This window comes from Pseudoalteromonas rubra, assembly GCF_000238295.3.
GTDB classification, from domain to species: domain Bacteria; phylum Pseudomonadota; class Gammaproteobacteria; order Enterobacterales; family Alteromonadaceae; genus Pseudoalteromonas; species Pseudoalteromonas rubra.
The window spans coordinates 503291-520803 of record NZ_AHCD03000035.1; the positions used below are offsets into that span (position 1 = coordinate 503291).

The window sequence follows — 17513 nt, forward strand, 5'->3', positions numbered from 1 at the left end:
ATCGGGGATAATGTCTGGCCATTCCCCCAACTCCGTGTAGGGAAAAAGACCTACGCACCTCATTCCACAGTAAAGTTATGAGCTTTGTTTTACTGTGAACATAGCGTCCATACCGTAGGCAGCATAGATATGTTGCATGGCTTTTTCTCGCGCTTCGTTGACCGCTTCAATAACCGGGTTTAAGCCCGAGCCATCCACTGTGGTTCTGAACGGGCGCTTTGACACCTCTGTTTGCAACAGCGCCAGTACCGCGTCTGCGACCATTTGCGGGCTAGGTGCATTGTCCGCATCGTGACCTTGCTCTGTGCCTGCCCACATCTGCTCAGGCGCATCAGCATGCTCACCGTAGCTCTCGGTGACTGCTTTATCACTTGATCTTAGCAAGTTTGCGCCAAAATCAGTGCCAAACCCACCCGGCTGCACGATTAAAGACTGAATACCGAACTGAGACAACTCTACACGATAGTTTTCTGCCAGACCTTCGACCGCATGCTTCGTTGCATTGTAAGAGCCCAGGAACGGCAATACGAACTGGCCTAAAATACTGGAAATCTGTACTAAGGTTCCCTGCCCACGTTGTTTCATATGCGGTAGCAAAGCACGTGTCATACGCTGCACGCCAAACACATTGATATCAAACACACGTTTGAAATCTTCGATATCAAAGCTTTCTTGCCAACCAAGGGTACCCACGCCCGCATTGTTGATCAGAACATCAATATGCCCAGCCTGCTCAATTGCTGCTTTTACCCCAAGCTCCACACTTTCATCGTTGGTCACGTCGATATCAATCACATGGATCCCTTTCGTTCTGAGCTCATTGGCAACCGAGGCATTACGCCCCTGCGGGTCGCGCATGGTGCCCACTACAGTAAAACCATTATCCGCCAGTGTGTTCGCAATGAGGTAGCCAAATCCGCTGTTTGAGCCGGTCACTAAAACTGATTGAGTCATAATATTCTCCAGAATTTTCTAAAATCTTATTTGTCGGGCACCACAAGAACACTTGCAGTGCACTTATCTTTCTTTGCCGTAGCGGTTATTGATCAAGTTGCTTAAGTAATGCTAGTGCCACACCTGTGGACGATTTGTTGTTCTGACCGGTGATCAATTCACGGTCAACCACAACATGTGGGTGCCAGTCTTTTTCACCGCGAGAATAGTCACCACCGGCTTTGGTCAGTGCATCCTGTGGCCAATAGTGGAGTTCGTCACCGCCAAGGTAATATTGTGTTGCCACGGCTTCTTCTGAGTTACTGAATGTGGTCATGCGATACCCCTCATACACCCAGCCATCTGCAGGTTTGGCGCTCTTGCCCGACTTCATGGCTACCTCAAACTGTGCAGCATTTGGCAGTGCCGAAAGCAAAGCTACCGGACCATGGCACACTAAGCCGGTGGGTTTTTTCTGGGCATTGAAGTGACGTAAAAATTCGCCCAGTTGCGGGTTTGCTACCAAATCGCCCAAAGGTGCATGACCGCCCGGCACAAATACCGCGTCAAATTTGTCGATACCGATTTGCTCTATGCGAGCAAAGCTGACAACCGGACTGTCGGTCTTATCATCAATTTTGAGCTGATTAAATAACGCTTTGTGCGCCTCATAGTTCGCCTTGCTGACGTTCAGGAAGTGGTCGGGTGTATCAGATACCGGGTCCAGTCTGGGTGCCATACCTTTTGGTGAGGCAAAGGTCAGCGTGTGACCTGCGTCCAGGAATAACTTAACCGGTTCCATCAGCTCGTTCAGATAAACGCCTGTTTTGTAGTCGTAACCGTTTTTAAGTGTCATTTGCGCGGTATCCGACATAACCACGAGGATCTCATCGGCCAGAGTCAGTGGGCTTGCAATTAATGCTGTTAGTGCTGCGAGTGTTTTTAATTTCATGTTCATCTCCTGAAGTTTGATGACCTGTGTTCTTAACTTGGGTCTAGAATATGCCGCCCCACTTCATTAATGAAATTAATTGCTCTAATATAGTCATGAATGTGAATAATACTGAAAGAGATGAGCATGAGTAACATTTCAGATATCGAGCTGAATCAGCTGCGTCTGTTGCAGCTGATTTTTGAAACTAAAAACCTGACTCGGGCTGGAGAGCGTGCAGGTCTGACGCAGTCCGCTGTCAGCCACACCCTGAAAAAATTACGCCATAGTTTTAATGATTCACTGGTGATCCGTCAGGGCAATAAATTGATCCTGACGCCCCGTGCGGAATACCTGCAATCTCAGCTCAATCGCTGGCTGAATGACTTTGAACGTCATATCCTCACCCAGGAGCAGTTTGAGCCAGCGCACTCAAGTCGCACATTTTTTATCGCCACCAGCGACCTGGTCGAGCAGTCACTGGCGCCAGTTCTGATCCCTCACCTGAGCAAAGTCGCGCCGAATATTCAGGTGGTCTTTGCCAAGCTCGATAAACGCGGTTTTGCCAGTCAGATAGAAAGTGGTGAAGTAGACTTCTCAATCAGCGTGATAGAGTCCAGTCACCCTGCTCTGATGGTCACCACATTATACAAAGACGACTACGTGTCGGTCGTCAGGCATGATCACCCCTGTCTGGATTCAGCACTCGATTTAGCAAGTTATTGCCGCTACCCGCATATTCTGGCAGGCACAGGGAAAGACATTCGGGGTACTGTGGATGACGCGCTGGACAAGTTGGGACACACCCGAAAAGTCCAATACAAAGTCGCTAACTTCTCCAGCGCGCCTTATATTGTTGAAACCAGTGATGCGATTTTTACAGCACCACGCAAGTTTGTGGCCGCCATTCGTTCCAAATTCAATATTGCTGAGTTTGAGCCACCTCTGTCGGTACCCCCTTTTTCAATGAAAATGTACTGGGATATCCGCAATAAAGACGATCACGCAAGCCGCTGGTTCCGCCAGGAAATTATCACAGTTGCCCGTCAGTCTGCCCCCTGAACAACATGGCTCTCTGTTCAGTCCAAATGGACTTAGCCTGATATTTTTTATGGAGAATTATCAGGCTTAAGCCGTCAACACCTGTAATAGCTTGTAATGGTTTAGTGGGTATATTTGGTCCATTCTTTTTGCATACCGTTACCAAACACGCCCCCTCGCTTTATATGCCGGGGAGTATACGTGTTCCCTTTGAAATAATCCGCCGACATGCTACTGACAACCGGCCCAGTGAAGAGCAAGTTGCTCAAAGTCGACGTAAAAATAAGGACTATGCAATGACCAGCAAGACACCACAATCATCCGTTCGCCCTTATCCGGAATTAAAAGACAATGAACCCACAGTCCCGCAATTTGGCGTGCTCGATAAACTGCACGGTACCTGGGTAAACTGGAAAGGTGGACCAAAGGGGCTGCATACCACTCCCATGCCCTCTCCCGGCACTTCTTCAGAAACCGTATTTGGAGTTTTTCATTTTAAATCACAGCAATACCGCGAACAGTTAACCTTTACAAAAGTGAACGCGCCAGTTCGTAACCGTGCAGGTTCAAACGAGCAGTTTAATGGCCCGGTAAAATATGAAACAGCCATCATAGATAACAATGGCGACCTGCAGCACTTTGAGAATGGTATGTACCTGTGGCTGGGCGATAACACCATGCCATGGCAAGAAGATGGTAAATACCAAAACCCGCGTACTATGTTCTCCCGCCCTTCAACTAAGGAATCCGTCAGAGACGATGGTGGTGTGCCGGTCATTAGCCCAGGCGAGCAAGGCCCGCAGTTTGTTCCACCCCATTCTATCTCTCGCTCTGGCGTGATCCCCCATGGCACCACAATTCACCTAACTGGCAACGTTACGCATTTTGACAAGAATGAGACACCAGATGCTCCTGAAAAACCGGAAATTGCAAAACTGTGGGAACAACCATATCTGTCTATCTCTCCCACCATGGGTATAGATCCCGAGCGCGACCTGATCCCGGGTAGTCTGAAAAAGCCATTCTGGACAAACCTGCCACGGGATGAGCAAAGAGATTACCCTGGTCAACCCAAGGCACACCAGGGGGTCAATAGCGCACGCGCCTATTTCCTGAATATTTTCAACTACGATCAGTATGGCGCTAAGTTCCCCTACACCGTTCAGCCAAACCTGTTACTTTCAGAGTTCAATGAGGACTTAAACTTCAAAAGCTATGATCTGATCGAGTTAGACAGCCAGCACGATACTGGAGTGCAAGGCGCTACCGTAAACAATGTCATGATTGAGCGCTACTGTCGCGTTGTTCGGATGCGCCACCGTATGTGGCTCGAACAGATCGTCATACAGGACGAAGCAGGTAAGGACAAAGTTATCGAACAATTACAGTATGAGCAAATCGTGGATTTTGAATTTATGTTTGGTGCCAGTGGCGAAACCACACAGTGGCCGCATATTCAGGTCAATACATTGAGGCGTCTGGAAGATATTCCAGAAAAAGATCGTTATGACGCCATCGAGTTGCCGGAAGAAGAAGAGGAACCTGTCACCAAGCCCAAAGCACAGGTGCATCGCATGAACCACAAAGCCAAATAACATCACCTGGTTTAGCGCGATTTCTGCAAGCCTTAAAACGCGGCAGCAATCGCGCTACATCACTTAACCCTATTTACCTTTCAGCGCTGCATACCAGCCCCCCGTCAGGACAAATTTTGGAAATGTGTAAACTTGCTCCAGAATGATCCGCAACAGTGCATTGAGCGCACCGGTAAAAGGCTCCGGTGGCAAGGCCTCACTTTTATGGCCTATCCCTTGTGCTATCAGTGAGCCCGCAATCAGCAAAACTGCATTACCAAGCCATGTTACATTAAGGAAAAACAACGCAACAAAGCACAGTGCGAAACCGAAAATAAACAGTGGTACCGCGACGATATGTAACCATAAATTAGTCGTCGATTGGTGAAACCTCTCATATCCTTGCCATTGCCAGGCTATAAGCGCTTTAATTTTCATACTTTTCCTTGTTTGGGTCGTCAATTAGTAAACCGGGACTATTTCTCTGGTTCATGTTTGTGCTAATTGGCTCAATGACAGCGTCAATCTCACCAAACCTGTCTCTCAGACCAACACGTATCATCGTTTGCCAGAGCAAACATTTTTGCAGCCTTTGAGGAGCTGTTCAGATAGAAGCACCATTTCAGGTCTACAGCCAACTCCTATTATCCATGTTAACCAGGTAAAAAAACGCCCTGCGCGTTTCTGAATACGACCAATCAACTTAAAATACGAACATTTAATGAGCATAAAAAAATAAACAAGTAATAAATTATTATTTTGGCATGCATACTGCTTATGAATTGCCACTGCTCAATCAGGCAGTATTAAAAACTAACCCGTGGCTTTGAATACGGAGCCACAGACAATTCATTTTTTCCTAAGGAGTAGAGTAAAATGAAACAACTTTTAATTTCCACCGCCCTTCTGGTTTCTGGTACTTTCTGTTTTTCTTCTCACGCCAGTAATTTAGACCCTGAACTTCAGACCAAACTGGACGACACGTTTTACCTGTATGACTCCGGGCACTACCAGGAAACACTGGACAATGTTCAGTGGCTGGTCAAAAAAGGGGTTGCAGTAGACTACGATTTCTATGGCTACCGATTGGGTGTGGTTTTATCACTTTGGCGCAACCTGGCGCAAGATTTTGAGCCAGCGCGCATCAGCTTTAATCAATTCCTTGAATCCAGTGTACAGAAGGCCGTGAATTCACCACAAAACTGCGCTGCTTTTGACGATGCCCGTTCAATGCTCAGACTTCAGCACCGTGTTACCGACATCATTGCTACGTTAGAAGAGAAAGAAGCTGCACATCCTCAGGTATGGTCGCGCTGCTGGGATGACACTGCCACACTTGACGCTGTGGAGCAAACTTCCAAGCCTCTGATCGACGCCTATATTGGCGACCTCTCTGATCACTTCGCTGCTCACTATATTCCCAATATCGAGCAGTATTACAACCAGTGTTCAACAGAAGGAGATTACCGTGAAGCTTGTCAGGACGGCGTAAAAGAGTATCTGACATCAGTCTCAAACGCATTCAGACACGCAGCCATGACCCATTATGGCCTGAATGAAGCCGGTCAGGTCGGCGGTATAACACTTTCACTGTTATTAAAGTGGCAAGAGCAAAATAACTAATTTGCTCACCTTTGCGTAGAGGCAATTAATTGCCTCTACTTTAAAAGCGGCAAGTATTTTCCCCTTTCCAACCTGTCAGGATCAGTTCATTGCCTCATCACCGCGTAACCATCCTACTGCTTATCTAACACCTCTATCATGGCCTTCGCCACGGCCACTGAAGACAAATAGTTTTGCCCGGTGATCAATCTGCCGTCAATTTCAACAAATGGCTTGTTCCGTTCGCCATATAAAAACTCGCCCCCTCTGGCTTTTACTCGCTCACCGATAAAGAATGGGAACGCCTTAAGATATGGTGCGCCCTGTCGTTCAAAAGATTCCGGATAGCCACTAACACGTTTATTGGCCACCAAATACACACCCGACTTCAGTTTTAAATTCACAATACCAGCGGTGCCATGGCAGACCGCAGAAATAATGCCATTATTTTGCTCGTACACCGCCATGGCAATCGCCTGGATCTGAGGGTGCTCGGCAACTTCGTACATGGCATTACTTCCCCCAACATAATGCACAGCATGATATTGTGACGCATCGACCTGCTCCGGTGCCAGGCTGTGACCAATTGCATACATGAATTCGGGGTCGTACAAATACTGTTTGTGGATCGGTACAGACGTATTCACGTACGCAAGGCTCAATGCTCCCCCTTGGGTACTCATAAAATCCACCATATATCCGGCTTTGATAAACGTGTCATAGGCATACACAAGCTCAGAAAAACTGGTTCCGGCCGGCAGGTCTGTGTCGCCGTGAAAGCTGGCACTCGATGCAATAAAGAGGATTTTTTTATTTTTATATTGAGTACTCTGATCCGTCGCAGTTTTACTGACAATCTGCCATTTCCCCGCTATCTGTTTAAGCAGGACATGATCGACATATGCCTTGTAAGGAGACGCTATGGTGATTTTTAGCCGCGCCATGGCAATGTCACCATCGATTGTCAGCGAAAGTACTTTGCCCCGACGTTGTTTTTCACTTTGACGATTAAACCAGTTTGCATACTGCCCGGCTGTCACCGTCCAGAATGGTTTAGTATCATGGGACAGCAACAACTGTGCTTGCGGATGAAATGCGTTTTTGATGCGCGCAGGGTCACTCTCGCGTGTCCCCTGTAAGTAGTCGTTTAAAGCATGTAAGACACCCGCTTTATCGGACGCCAGACTATGTCCAGAGCTTATCAAACATAGCAAAATCAGGACGTATTTAAGACAGGTTTTCATGGTGTTTCTCCGGTTAACGAATTTCACCTCACCTTAAAACATAACCTTATAAAACAAGCTCCTGAATTATAATTTAGGTATTCAGCATGATAATTTGCGAGTCTGTTGCGCACGAAACTGACTCGGGGTTTGACCTGCGTATTTCTTAAATGCGGTGTAAAATGTCGAACTGGCATTGAAGCCACATAATTCCGCAAGGTGTTCCATCGTCAGGCTTTGCTCTTGCAGCAAAAGTGACTGAGCATGCTGTACCCTGTAACGATTAATAAATTGATTAAAGTTACAACCATAATGCTGGTTTAAAAACTGTGACAACTTGGTGTGACTGACTCCCAAGCGCTTGGCCAATCTGGGTAATGACATACCAGAGTCGGTAAACAGCAACTCTTCATCGAACAGTTGAGTTAATTTGGTTGATAGTTCATGGCTCTGCTGCGGTGATATCGTCTGCGCCGCGTACTTCTCTTTTGTTCGGCCTCCCCCTGAATAGACCACGATACTCAGATACAACACCATGGAAAATGACAATGCCCCCATGATGTAAGACGTGTACGCCGCTGTATAGTAAGCAAGCCAGATCAGCCAGCCGCCACCTAACACAACAACGGGCAGATCACGCCAGTTTGGCGTGCTTTGTCTTGACCATAAGGCAACCAATTTATGTCGGTATAACCAGCTTGCCGCTATCAAATACCCAAGCCAGGCATAACCTGAACCTCTGTATATCCAGGTTTGCCAGAGTTCCAGATTGCTATGATAGGGATAGACAGCACCAGTGAAGACAACCGCAAGCACCCAGACTGCAAAATGCCATCGCAATACTGGGCTGTTTTTGTTCGGGTTAGGGTGACGCACACAAAAAGAAAACAAGCTCGGACCAATCAGGCAGCATGCACTGAGCCCCACTTGTAAGATGTCTTTACTGAGCCCGGGGCTAAAATAAAAAGCAATCGATTTGCCAATACGAATACTCAGCATCAGCAATAGCAGGGATAACCAGGGCGCACCCGTTATCTCGCGTCGCTTGTGATAAATCCATGCGGCAAGTAAAACTCCGTTAAATGCTCCCAGCGAAGCAAAGAAGAACAAAAAGTAGCGTGAGAATTCCATTGTTATGATTACTAGGCCGCAGACCCTGCCACTATCGCATATCAACCAGACAACGCCAAGGATGCTCTTCTTTGAGTCACAACAATGCGTGCGCTAGACAGAGCCGCGCTCACGTTCAATGACCTGAATGGTTCTCTCTATAAATCGCCGATAGGCTTTTTGTGGCAAAAATGGCGATTTACCCGAGAGATTAAACCGCTCAACAAGGTCAATAACCGTTTTGCTTGCCATTATCTGCTTTACGCTTAACCCTTGTGCGCTCAGGGCACGGATGGTATCCACCCATTCGAGGGTATTTTTTCTGAACCTTCGCAACGAGGCTTTATCCGTAGCAACCCCGTGCCCCGGAACCACCAGGCTCTGCTCATCACCTATTCTTAAAACTGTGTCTATCGCATTTTTAAAGCCTGCAACACCGCCTGCATAAAAGGTAGGATGCCAGCTGGTATCGAACACATCGCCGACAAATATGACATTGCTCGGCTTGTGATAATAGATGTTATCTGTGGTGGTATGAGACTTCACGACATGTTGAAACAGACCAAACGGCCTCATTTCTCCCGTCACAAGGTGCGCACCCCGGCTAATAAAATAGGCATTGCCACCGGTATGATCTGTGTGGGCATGGGTATTAAAAATATGTGTAACGGGTTTTCGGTTGATTGCCTGAATGGCTTTTTCCAGCGCTGCCAAATATTGCTCACCCGGCATAGGGTCAATTAAAAGTAATCCACCGGACGTTTCAAGCAGGCCAATATTAGTGCCGTAGTCTTTCCCGGTTAGAATATGACAGTGCGACGACACGCTCTGCACCTGAATACTGGCACTGACCGCAGCGCAGCTCAGTAAAAGTAACGCCATGGCTAATAACGTTTTGAATATGCTCATCACAACTCCTTAGTTATTTTTGTTTTTATAATTGAGCGGTCTACCCTGATACGTTTAAGACATTAATAGAACAGGGTGTGATATAGCAAGCACTAGTTTAAACAATGACCGGGGGTTAACACTCATGTAGCGAACTATCAGTGAATGAGCCAATAACTGTGTAGGGATAAGGACCGAAACACTAACTCAACAAATAAAACAACCCATCTACATTTAATTTTAAATAGTGTTTTTATCTTCTGCACTTTTTAAGCCCAATGTGATGCAAACTTCATATTACCTGCGTATATTGTTCTGTCCTGAATATTTGAAGTAAAGATCCTTATGCGCAGTTGTCTATTCTTAACCTTACTGGCCCCTTTTTTCGCGAACTCAGCCGCTATGCAGCTCGAGTTTTTAGATGAATTTATTGTTTCGGCTGATCTACGCGTCGACGGAGACAAAGTCGGTGGGTTATCTAGCATTGAATACACTAATGGACGCTATTTATTAATCGCCGATGATTCTAAAAAGCCGCGCTATTTCCAGGCAAATATTGCGATTAAAGGTCAAAAAATTGAACAGGTTCAGTTCGAAAAATCCCTGCCTTTGGTAAACAAACAAACCCGTTCAGGTGTTGTGGACCCCGAAAGCCTTCGAATAGCACCGAATGGCAAGGACATCATTTGGACCAGTGAAGGCAGCATTAAATATAAGCATGCACCAGCTATCTTCATGCAGACTAAACAAGGTTTGGTTAACTTTACACTGCCAAAAATGTTCGAGATCAGCAAAACAAGCGGGCCAAGACATAATGCCGTCTTCGAAGGACTCACTGTCGCACACTCAGGCAAAGGTATTTGGGTGTCTGCGGAAGGTGCACTCAAGCAAGATGGGGAAGAATCCAATATTGAGCACGGTAGCCTGGTCCGCATCTCCTATTTTGATTTTGCCTCAAAGAGTATGCAAAAACAGTTCGCCTACTACCTGGAACCTATGGTGAATCGCCCGGAAGCAAAACCTGATGCGTTTCGCACTACCGGCCTGGTCGAGATATTGCAGGTAAATGAGCATCAGCTGCTGACGATGGAGCGCTCATACACGGCTGGTATTGCCGACGGCGGGAACGACGTAAGCATCTACCTCATTGATTTAAAAGATGTGACCGACACAAGCCAGATGGCCTCACTCAACCAACAATCCGTTCGCCCTGCTCGTAAAACCTTGCTATTAGACATGGCCAGCATTAAACAACAGCTGGGCTCAAAGCACATTGATAACCTGGAGGGCATGACTTTTGGTCCCCGGCTTGCCAATGGCAATATGAGCCTGCTAATGGTGTCTGATGATAATTTCAACGTACATGGCAAGCAGCTGAGTCAGATCCTGTTGTTCGAGGTTAAAACAGGCAAATAAAGGCGTCAGCAAAATAAATGCACTAACCCTTGCCCTTTGAAAATCTGACTATGACACGGCTTGATGGGTAAAAAAGCCCCGGCAAACGGCACGGGGCTTTGATAGGGAATGTTCTTTGTCAGCCAGCGGCGCGCTTGCCTCTGGTCAAAAACTCACTGCGGTTATTGAACAGAAGGCGCATAGCTCGGCGGCCTGTGCTCAGCAGCCCCGCCAAACGCTTTATTTGGCGTTTCACTCAAAGAAAAATCCAAAGTAACAGGCTCACCAATGTAGGCCTCATCAATCCAGCTCTTCAGGCTGGTTTTACCATTGACTTTAAGCGCATCAATATAAATATGCGTGTCTGATGCTTGCGGTGCGTTTAGCGTCAGATTACCAATGCGAGCGCGTTTAAACTGAGGACTGGACAAAACCAGATCGGCACGGCCCGGATATTTAGGATAAAGTCCCAGACTACTAAACACATACCAGGATGACATCTGACCCAAGTCGTCCTGACCGGGAATGCCATCTGGCGCATCCAGCCATAACTGCTTCATGGTCTCGCGTACCGTTTGCTGTGTTTTGTATGCCTCTGAGGTATGAAGGTACATCCAGGGTGATAAGATGGATGGCTGGTTTGAGACATCTGAAAACTCCGCTGAATCACGATACAACACCCAGGTGCCATCTGGCTTGCGAAAATGGCTATCCAGCCTTTGGATCATGGCTTTGTCACCGCCCAAGGTTTTTGCCAGTCCTGCACCATCATGCGGGATCATCCATAAATACTGAGCCGGGCTGCCTTCGACAAAGAGATGACCAGAAAACGGGTCAAACTCGCCTTTCCAGCTGCCATCTTTGTTACGCCCCTGGATATAGCCCAGCGACTCTGTGGCAGACGGGTTGTAGATGTTGCGCCAGTACCCTGCCTCATTCACAAAACGCGAGGCGTCATCATGCTTACCCAGACGGTCTGCCAGCTGAGACAAGGAGAAATAGCTTGATGCCTGTTCCAGTGTTTCCGATGCACCTTCCCAGCTGTTAGATTGGTCTGAAATATATCCAAGTTGCTGCCATTGATCTAACGAAGGTTTTTGGCCACGACAAAATACCGGACAGCCCACCTCAGACAAGTCGAACGCTGTAGGCTCTGTCGCAGCTTTGTACAATGAGTCATACGCGCCTGTCACGTCAAAATCATCAGCACCAAATGCCACAAAGTTTGCAATCGCGATTGTTGACGGATCACCACTCATGACACCGGTTGCACCCGCGTTGTGGGTCCAGCGGTCCCATACGCCGTTATACTGGCTCGCCTGATTAAACAATGACTGAGCGATATCGCTACCACGCTTTTTGTCTAACAAAGTGACGAGCTGCAGCTGAGAGCGGTATACGTCCCACCCGGAGAAGTTGGCATACTGATGTGTCTGAGTTCCTTTAACAGTATGAACCTGCTGATCAAACCCAACATATTGACCATTCACATCTGAATAGATGTTGGGATGATACAAGCTATGGAACAGCGCGGTATAAAAGACTCTGAGTTTACTGGAATCGTCAGACTCCACTTTCACTTTAGAAAGCGCGTTTTCCCAGGCTGCCTGAGCCTGCGCCCTAACTTGGGCAAAACTCTGCTCTGCCTGTTCTTTTTCAAGGTTCTCTCTGGCGTTATCAAGACTCACATAAGAAATGCCAACACGCATTTGCACGGTTTCACCTGCCTCCATATCAAGGTCAACCCAAACACCTGAGCCTTTACCTATATCCGGCCAGCCGTTATCGCCGTAGCCCATTCCACCTTTGGCAGAATCCTGCCCTGCAAATACCTCATCATCTTTCCAGCCACCCGAACCAGCAATGTCTTTATCCAGCTTAGCGACGAAGTGCAGCGTGTAATAGTCTCTTTGGTTGTGCTCGCCGAGATAACCACAAAAATTCCCTGAGGTTACATATCCTGAGACTTCGCCTTTTTGAGCATCCACTTTGACATAAGCATCGCCACTGCCGAGTTGTGAGTATGAGGTCCTGAAAAGTAGCTTGGCGTTGTCTGCCTGGTCAAAGGTAAAGTTTGCAATTCCCGTGCGAGTTGTTGCGGCAAGTTCAACGTTCACACCATTGTCTAAGCCAACCTGATAATAACCGGGTGTGGCAGTTTCATTATCATGGCTAAAACCTGCGCTGTAGTAGGCATTAATTGGATCAGTTGCAGGAGAAAACGTTATGTCTTTGGTAAATGGCATCACAGGAATATCACCTGAGGCGCCTAAACAGCCGGTTCCGGACAGGCGCGTAAAGGAAAACCCTTTTACACGGCTAGCCTGATAATTGTAGCCCCCTGGGGATACAGGAACACGTTTCTTTTCCTGCAGGATTTTTTTTGAGATCCCTTCAGATTCGGCCAGCAGATCTTCAGTGTACGCATGCTCTGGACCAAAATTAAACATCCCAAATGGCACCAATGCACCCGGCGTCACATTACCGGCCTGCCTGTGGTTAAACGGCCCCTTTGTCCCAATCAAGGGATCCACATAGGATACAACGTCTGTAACATAGTTAGAATTTGCTGATTCTTGTTTGCCTGTACTTTGACTGGGTGCCTGCCCACACGCAGCCAAAATAGCGGATGATACTGATACGAAAGCCAGGTGCCTGACCACTTTATTTTGTTTCATTACTGATTCCCACCTAAATGGATCGTTCCAATTTTTTAATATAGTAATACTGAACTGGCTATCACACTGCCATTTTTTACAGTATTTACACAATTTTAATGCGCCGATTTAAAGGTTATGAGCGATAATCTGCATTATTGAGACGCTCGTGGTCGATAGTTTCACTTTGCATCAACCAATCACACGCCGCAGTGCTACCAAAACTGAGATAACCCAAAATACGCACCAAGTAGCTGACTGTAATACAATCAGAACCAACTCAATTTGTCATCAAGTACGACAGGGGTTCGTTCAGAGCTTGCATGCTTTTGAACTACCGGGGCTGGAAAAAAGCCAGAGGAGTATATGGCAGTGTACCTGATAAGCCCGACACTCTTTGCTCTCAGAGAACACACAGAGCAACCTTTATTCTTCCCTTATAAGCCCTGGTGTCGGGAGTCCGATCCACTTTAATAATTTTCAAGCTCAAAACCGAGAAGTTGATATGCCTATGTATCCTTATATGGCACAGTGGTAAAATATTTGTAAACAAACACTCAAGGATTAAAGATGAAAATCGGGTTTATCTGTCTTTTGCTGTTTTGCACTACTGCACTTGCCAAAGAGCAGCTGCTCACGCCATTCACCTCATTTACCAAACATGGTGATCATACATTTGCCGTCGAACTGGCGAGTCAGGAGAATACTGGCCGACACTTACTTGAAATAGAACTCGGCTGCGCGAGTCAGGGCTGCAGCGACTGGGACTACACAGTGCGATTTGAATGGCAAAAAGACGGTACCAGTTATGAGCTGGGCAGATTGATCACACCTTATGCGGGTTATATGCAACGCACTATGCATGGTTTTGACCGCACCTGGCGGCGTACCTATACCTTTGATGTGTCGCATTTAATCCCTGTGCTACAAGGAAAGGGACACTTTAATGTTCACTATGGTGGCTGGGGAGCCAAACAGTCAGCATTCGGGATTTCAGCAAAACTACACTCTGACACCCAATTTAACAAACAAGAGGTTCTGAGGGCTATACCGCTGTATGAATCGGGCTCTGAAGGCTGGCCATACAAAACCTCAGAGTACTTTGATACCTTGCTAACGCAACGCGCCTTTCAGTTTCAGGCCAATGAGCAACACGCCGAAATAAAAATGATCGTATCTTCCCACGGCCATGCTTTGTCATTCGATAACCCGCAAGGTGAGCCGGAGCTATGCGGAGAATGGTGCGACCGCTTCTTTACCATTAAGCACAACAACGACACAATTGTAAAACAGCAACTATGGCGAAAAGATTGCGATATGAGTGCGACCTTTCCTCAGGGAGGCACCTATATTTTCGCCCGTTCCAACTGGTGTCCTGGTGAATCTGTTGTCCCATTCAGTTATGACGTAGATACCGCGCAAACAAACAACACGATTGATCTGGACTGGCAACGCTATAGCTGGCAACCCTCTCAGTATGGCAATACAGCGCCACGCTACATTGTTAATGCTGTGCTGGTTACCTATGCAAAGAAGCCAGCGACCACAGATATTGCGCTAACCCGTATTGTATCGCCCAATGCGCAGACTCCTCAGCGGTTTGGCTTACAGTGCGGCGCGATTGAAGCTGAAATCAAGAACATGGGTAGCGCCGACATCCATGCAGTACGGTTTCACTACGGCATTACTGGGCAACAGCGGCACTTTTTCGACTGGCAGGGTAACCTCAAGCCCGGCGACACGAAAATAGTGCGCATCCCTACCCGCTATCTTGGCCAATTCGATACACAAACTGCGCGTATTAAGGTCAGTGCTGAGGTATCAGGAGATGAAAACATGGCGAATAATAATGCTAACGCCTTAATGCATATGCCGTTATCATTATTCAACACACCCAGGCTCAATATTCTGACCGGTAAAATCCCGGACGAAACCAAAGTAGAGTTACGTGACAGGCATCAAAATATCATACAGTCCTGGCATACCTTCAATGCACAGCAGTGGCATGAGTTGGTGCTTGAACAACCGGCGGGATGTTACGAGTTAGTCGTGTATGACTCTGCCAGAGATGGCCTGGCTTTTCCTTTTTTCAATAATCGTAAAGGCCAGGGCGCACTAAACCTGTCCTATGACTTAGACGGAAAAACGGTCACCCATGAATTACAACCAGACTTTGGCCGCAAGCTCTCAATCCCTTTCACACTTGGATACAAATTTGGCGGATGCGCAGCAAAAGCATGGCAAAGCGACAAAGCCTACCGCCTGGGTGATGCGCCGGTGGCGTACAATGGCGTCATTTATCAAGCCAGGCACTGGAGCTATGGATTTCAACCCGACAAATCGGGCCAATATGACGCCTGGCAGCCGGTGAGCTACTGTGACGGTAGTCCTTTAAACAAGTAACTTAACAAAACGACATCAATGCAGGATACAAAAACTATTGAGTGATATGTCCTGCTATCAAAAAGAGCCGCGCCCGTGCCAACTTTTTTGCTCTGGCGCGGTTTACCGGCGAAGCCGGAATTGACTTCCGGTCAGATTATCAAATTGTTTTTAGCTGTTTCCCTGTCATTTTATTAGGTATTTCACTTTGACCTTTGATTTAGTGTGCCGCAGGTTGAACCGGAGACTTATCTGCGTAGTACCCTGACGATACATTTCAAATTTTGCTGGTGATCATTGATAAAGCCTACGTGTTCTTTCCATTCGACTCTACCTAAATGCGTTACCTGATTAATACCAATTTGCTTAATTAAGTGTTCTATTTTGAGGCGAGAAAATATGGTCGATAACCAGGCAAAATTTTGCTATTTAGTTGTTCTAAATGAGAAATTTTTAACGCCGTTAGCGTCATATTTGCTCCTTCAAATAGAACAGGTATTAAGTGAAATTGGTATAAGTTCACTATCTAGAGCATTATGCTTGCAAACTTGAATGGCGGTCCGTGAAAATTATAATCTGCATAACCATAGTTAGTTTACCTGGCTAGCAGAGGATGTGAGTTGTTAGTAGGTTTACAGAACATAACGCCGTTTGACGGTCACTATCGTGACACAATATGAGCATCTTAGTCGAGCAACTGGATCTTGAAAATCTTATTATTGCGACCCTCACCAATGTAGGAGACCTTGACGCAGCGCCCTTCTCTCACGACACCATCTTCAAACTGCCGGTTCGCAAAAAACAGCGGACTGGTCGCAGCATCGCTGTAGCTAAACGTCACGTTTTTTAAACTAAAAGACTCCCCCCTGCTTTTGGCATCAATCACCCGGAGGTTTTCAATGCATCCTTCTAAGACAGTAAAACTGCCCTCCTCTACGATATCTCTGTAACCTGCAACTTCACGATAAGCTGTTAACTGAACCCAAAATAGCAAAAGCCCGAATAAGCAGCATGACCCAAGCAGCCTTCTGTTAGAGATACGCAGTAACTCACTAAAGATATTCAAAAAGAAAGGGACTTTGTATAGTAAGACTAAAACAAGAATATAAGGAAACAGCCAAACAAAGACGTCGGCACTTGTATCAAAATGACTTTCAAAATAAGTATGCAAGTTTGCCTCAACTACACAATTTAGGGCTAATTTATCAACAAGCCTTTTATCCAGCTGTGGCCACTTTGGTATTGGACCATAGTCAGAGCTGGTAAGACAGATTGCCTCAAGCACAAACGACTGTGCTTATCAAAAACGAAATTAAACTCAACCACCTCATTAGCCCGATTAATGGCTGTCAGCAGAAAAGTGGACACGTTGCCACAATAAAGCATAATACCGATAAAAACGCCCAGTAACACAGGCATATTGCCCATATCAAAAGACTCACAAAATAAGTTTACCACTTGGCGTTTTTAGTGATGACTTCACATACTAATGTGGACCAGGTACCCTGAACTCTCTGCAGCATGCTATTTGCTTTCCTGGTCGACTATTGAGTACCAGCCTTTCGATGCTGTTTAAACAGGGAACAGGTATTAAGTGAAATTGGTATAAGTTCACTATCTAGAGCATTATGCTTGCAAACTTGAATGGCGGTCCGTGAAAATTATAATCTGCATAACCATAGTTAGTTTACCTGGCTAGCAGAGGATGTGAGTTGTTAGTAGGTTTACAGAACATAACGCCGTTTGACGGTCACTATCGTGACACAATATGAGCATC

General features: G+C 46.6%; 13 protein-coding genes. 5 read left to right on the forward strand and 8 right to left on the reverse strand.

Features of this window, described 5'->3' with window-relative positions:
• Positions 1 to 75: 75 nt before the first annotated feature.
• Both PRUB_RS13240 and PRUB_RS13245 read right to left on the reverse strand, forming a co-directional pair.
• The gene (locus PRUB_RS13240; RefSeq protein ID WP_010386425.1) at positions 76 to 954 is read right to left on the reverse strand and encodes an SDR family oxidoreductase; all 879 of its coding nucleotides are present in this window, start codon (positions 952 to 954) and stop codon (positions 76 to 78) included.
• Positions 955 to 1039: 85 nt separating this feature from the next.
• Entirely contained in the window at positions 1040 to 1885 is an 846-nt protein-coding gene (locus PRUB_RS13245) for a type 1 glutamine amidotransferase domain-containing protein (RefSeq protein WP_010386423.1), read from the reverse strand.
• A 126-nt stretch (positions 1886 to 2011) separates the two neighbouring features.
• Here PRUB_RS13245 and PRUB_RS13250 point away from each other — a divergent pair, with 126 nt between their 5' ends.
• Together PRUB_RS13250 and PRUB_RS13255 are read left to right on the forward strand one after the other, a co-directional pair.
• The gene (locus PRUB_RS13250) at positions 2012 to 2926 is read left to right on the forward strand and encodes a LysR family transcriptional regulator (protein WP_010386421.1); all 915 of its coding nucleotides are present in this window, start codon (positions 2012 to 2014) and stop codon (positions 2924 to 2926) included.
• Positions 2927 to 3201: 275 nt separating this feature from the next.
• Entirely contained in the window at positions 3202 to 4500 is a 1299-nt protein-coding gene (locus tag PRUB_RS13255) for a peroxidase, FMP-type (RefSeq protein WP_010386419.1), read from the forward strand.
• A 69-nt stretch (positions 4501 to 4569) separates the two neighbouring features.
• Here the strand turns inward: PRUB_RS13255 and PRUB_RS13260 are convergent, their stop codons facing one another.
• Entirely contained in the window at positions 4570 to 4917 is a 348-nt protein-coding gene (locus PRUB_RS13260) for a hypothetical protein (RefSeq protein WP_010386417.1), read from the reverse strand.
• A 438-nt stretch (positions 4918 to 5355) separates the two neighbouring features.
• Between PRUB_RS13260 and PRUB_RS13265 the strand changes: the two genes are divergently transcribed.
• Positions 5356 to 6102, forward strand: coding sequence for a hypothetical protein (locus PRUB_RS13265; RefSeq protein WP_010386415.1), 747 nt, complete (start codon positions 5356 to 5358; stop codon positions 6100 to 6102).
• A gap of 113 nt (positions 6103 to 6215) precedes the next feature.
• Here PRUB_RS13265 and PRUB_RS13270 read toward each other — a convergent pair whose 3' ends face one another.
• From PRUB_RS13270 to PRUB_RS13280, 3 genes are all read right to left on the reverse strand, one after another.
• Positions 6216 to 7325 (reverse strand): nuclear transport factor 2 family protein, encoded by a 1110-nt coding sequence (locus PRUB_RS13270; RefSeq protein WP_010386413.1) that lies wholly within the window; start codon positions 7323 to 7325, stop codon positions 6216 to 6218.
• A gap of 81 nt (positions 7326 to 7406) precedes the next feature.
• Positions 7407 to 8435 carry an AraC family transcriptional regulator gene (locus tag PRUB_RS13275; protein ID WP_010386411.1) on the reverse strand — a complete coding sequence of 343 codons (1029 nt, stop codon included), beginning with the start codon at positions 8433 to 8435 and terminating at the stop codon, positions 7407 to 7409.
• A gap of 93 nt (positions 8436 to 8528) precedes the next feature.
• The gene (locus PRUB_RS13280; RefSeq protein ID WP_010386409.1) at positions 8529 to 9323 is read right to left on the reverse strand and encodes an MBL fold metallo-hydrolase; all 795 of its coding nucleotides are present in this window, start codon (positions 9321 to 9323) and stop codon (positions 8529 to 8531) included.
• Between the two features lie 324 nt (positions 9324 to 9647).
• Here PRUB_RS13280 and PRUB_RS13285 point away from each other — a divergent pair, with 324 nt between their 5' ends.
• Entirely contained in the window at positions 9648 to 10718 is a 1071-nt protein-coding gene (locus tag PRUB_RS13285) for an esterase-like activity of phytase family protein (protein ID WP_010386408.1), read from the forward strand.
• A gap of 161 nt (positions 10719 to 10879) precedes the next feature.
• Here the strand turns inward: PRUB_RS13285 and PRUB_RS13290 are convergent, their stop codons facing one another.
• The gene (locus tag PRUB_RS13290; RefSeq protein ID WP_010386407.1) at positions 10880 to 13375 is read right to left on the reverse strand and encodes a GH92 family glycosyl hydrolase; all 2496 of its coding nucleotides are present in this window, start codon (positions 13373 to 13375) and stop codon (positions 10880 to 10882) included.
• Between the two features lie 549 nt (positions 13376 to 13924).
• On the opposite strand from PRUB_RS13290, the gene PRUB_RS13295 reads away from it, so the two are divergent.
• A complete protein-coding gene (locus PRUB_RS13295; protein ID WP_010386406.1) occupies positions 13925 to 15757 on the forward strand; it encodes a peptide-N-glycosidase F-related protein in 1833 nt (610 codons plus the stop codon).
• 664 nt (positions 15758 to 16421) lie between these two features.
• Here the strand turns inward: PRUB_RS13295 and PRUB_RS13300 are convergent.
• Positions 16422 to 17021, reverse strand: coding sequence for a hypothetical protein (locus tag PRUB_RS13300; protein WP_010386405.1), 600 nt, complete (start codon positions 17019 to 17021; stop codon positions 16422 to 16424).
• Positions 17022 to 17513: the final 492 nt, after the last annotated feature.

Coding starts and splice junctions, on each gene's coding strand:
- PRUB_RS13240 (WP_010386425.1), bottom strand. CDS start 954: ATGACTCAATCAGTTTTAGTGACCGGCTCAAACAGCGGATTTGGCTAC.
- PRUB_RS13245 (WP_010386423.1), bottom strand. CDS start 1,885: ATGAAATTAAAAACACTCGCAGCACTAACAGCATTAATTGCAAGCCCA.
- PRUB_RS13250 (WP_010386421.1), top strand. CDS start 2,012: ATGAGTAACATTTCAGATATCGAGCTGAATCAGCTGCGTCTGTTGCAG.
- PRUB_RS13255 (WP_010386419.1), top strand. CDS start 3,202: ATGACCAGCAAGACACCACAATCATCCGTTCGCCCTTATCCGGAATTA.
- PRUB_RS13260 (WP_010386417.1), bottom strand. CDS start 4,917: ATGAAAATTAAAGCGCTTATAGCCTGGCAATGGCAAGGATATGAGAGG.
- PRUB_RS13265 (WP_010386415.1), top strand. CDS start 5,356: ATGAAACAACTTTTAATTTCCACCGCCCTTCTGGTTTCTGGTACTTTC.
- PRUB_RS13270 (WP_010386413.1), bottom strand. CDS start 7,325: ATGAAAACCTGTCTTAAATACGTCCTGATTTTGCTATGTTTGATAAGC.
- PRUB_RS13275 (WP_010386411.1), bottom strand. CDS start 8,435: ATGGAATTCTCACGCTACTTTTTGTTCTTCTTTGCTTCGCTGGGAGCA.
- PRUB_RS13280 (WP_010386409.1), bottom strand. CDS start 9,323: ATGAGCATATTCAAAACGTTATTAGCCATGGCGTTACTTTTACTGAGC.
- PRUB_RS13285 (WP_010386408.1), top strand. CDS start 9,648: ATGCGCAGTTGTCTATTCTTAACCTTACTGGCCCCTTTTTTCGCGAAC.
- PRUB_RS13290 (WP_010386407.1), bottom strand. CDS start 13,375: ATGAAACAAAATAAAGTGGTCAGGCACCTGGCTTTCGTATCAGTATCA.
- PRUB_RS13295 (WP_010386406.1), top strand. CDS start 13,925: ATGAAAATCGGGTTTATCTGTCTTTTGCTGTTTTGCACTACTGCACTT.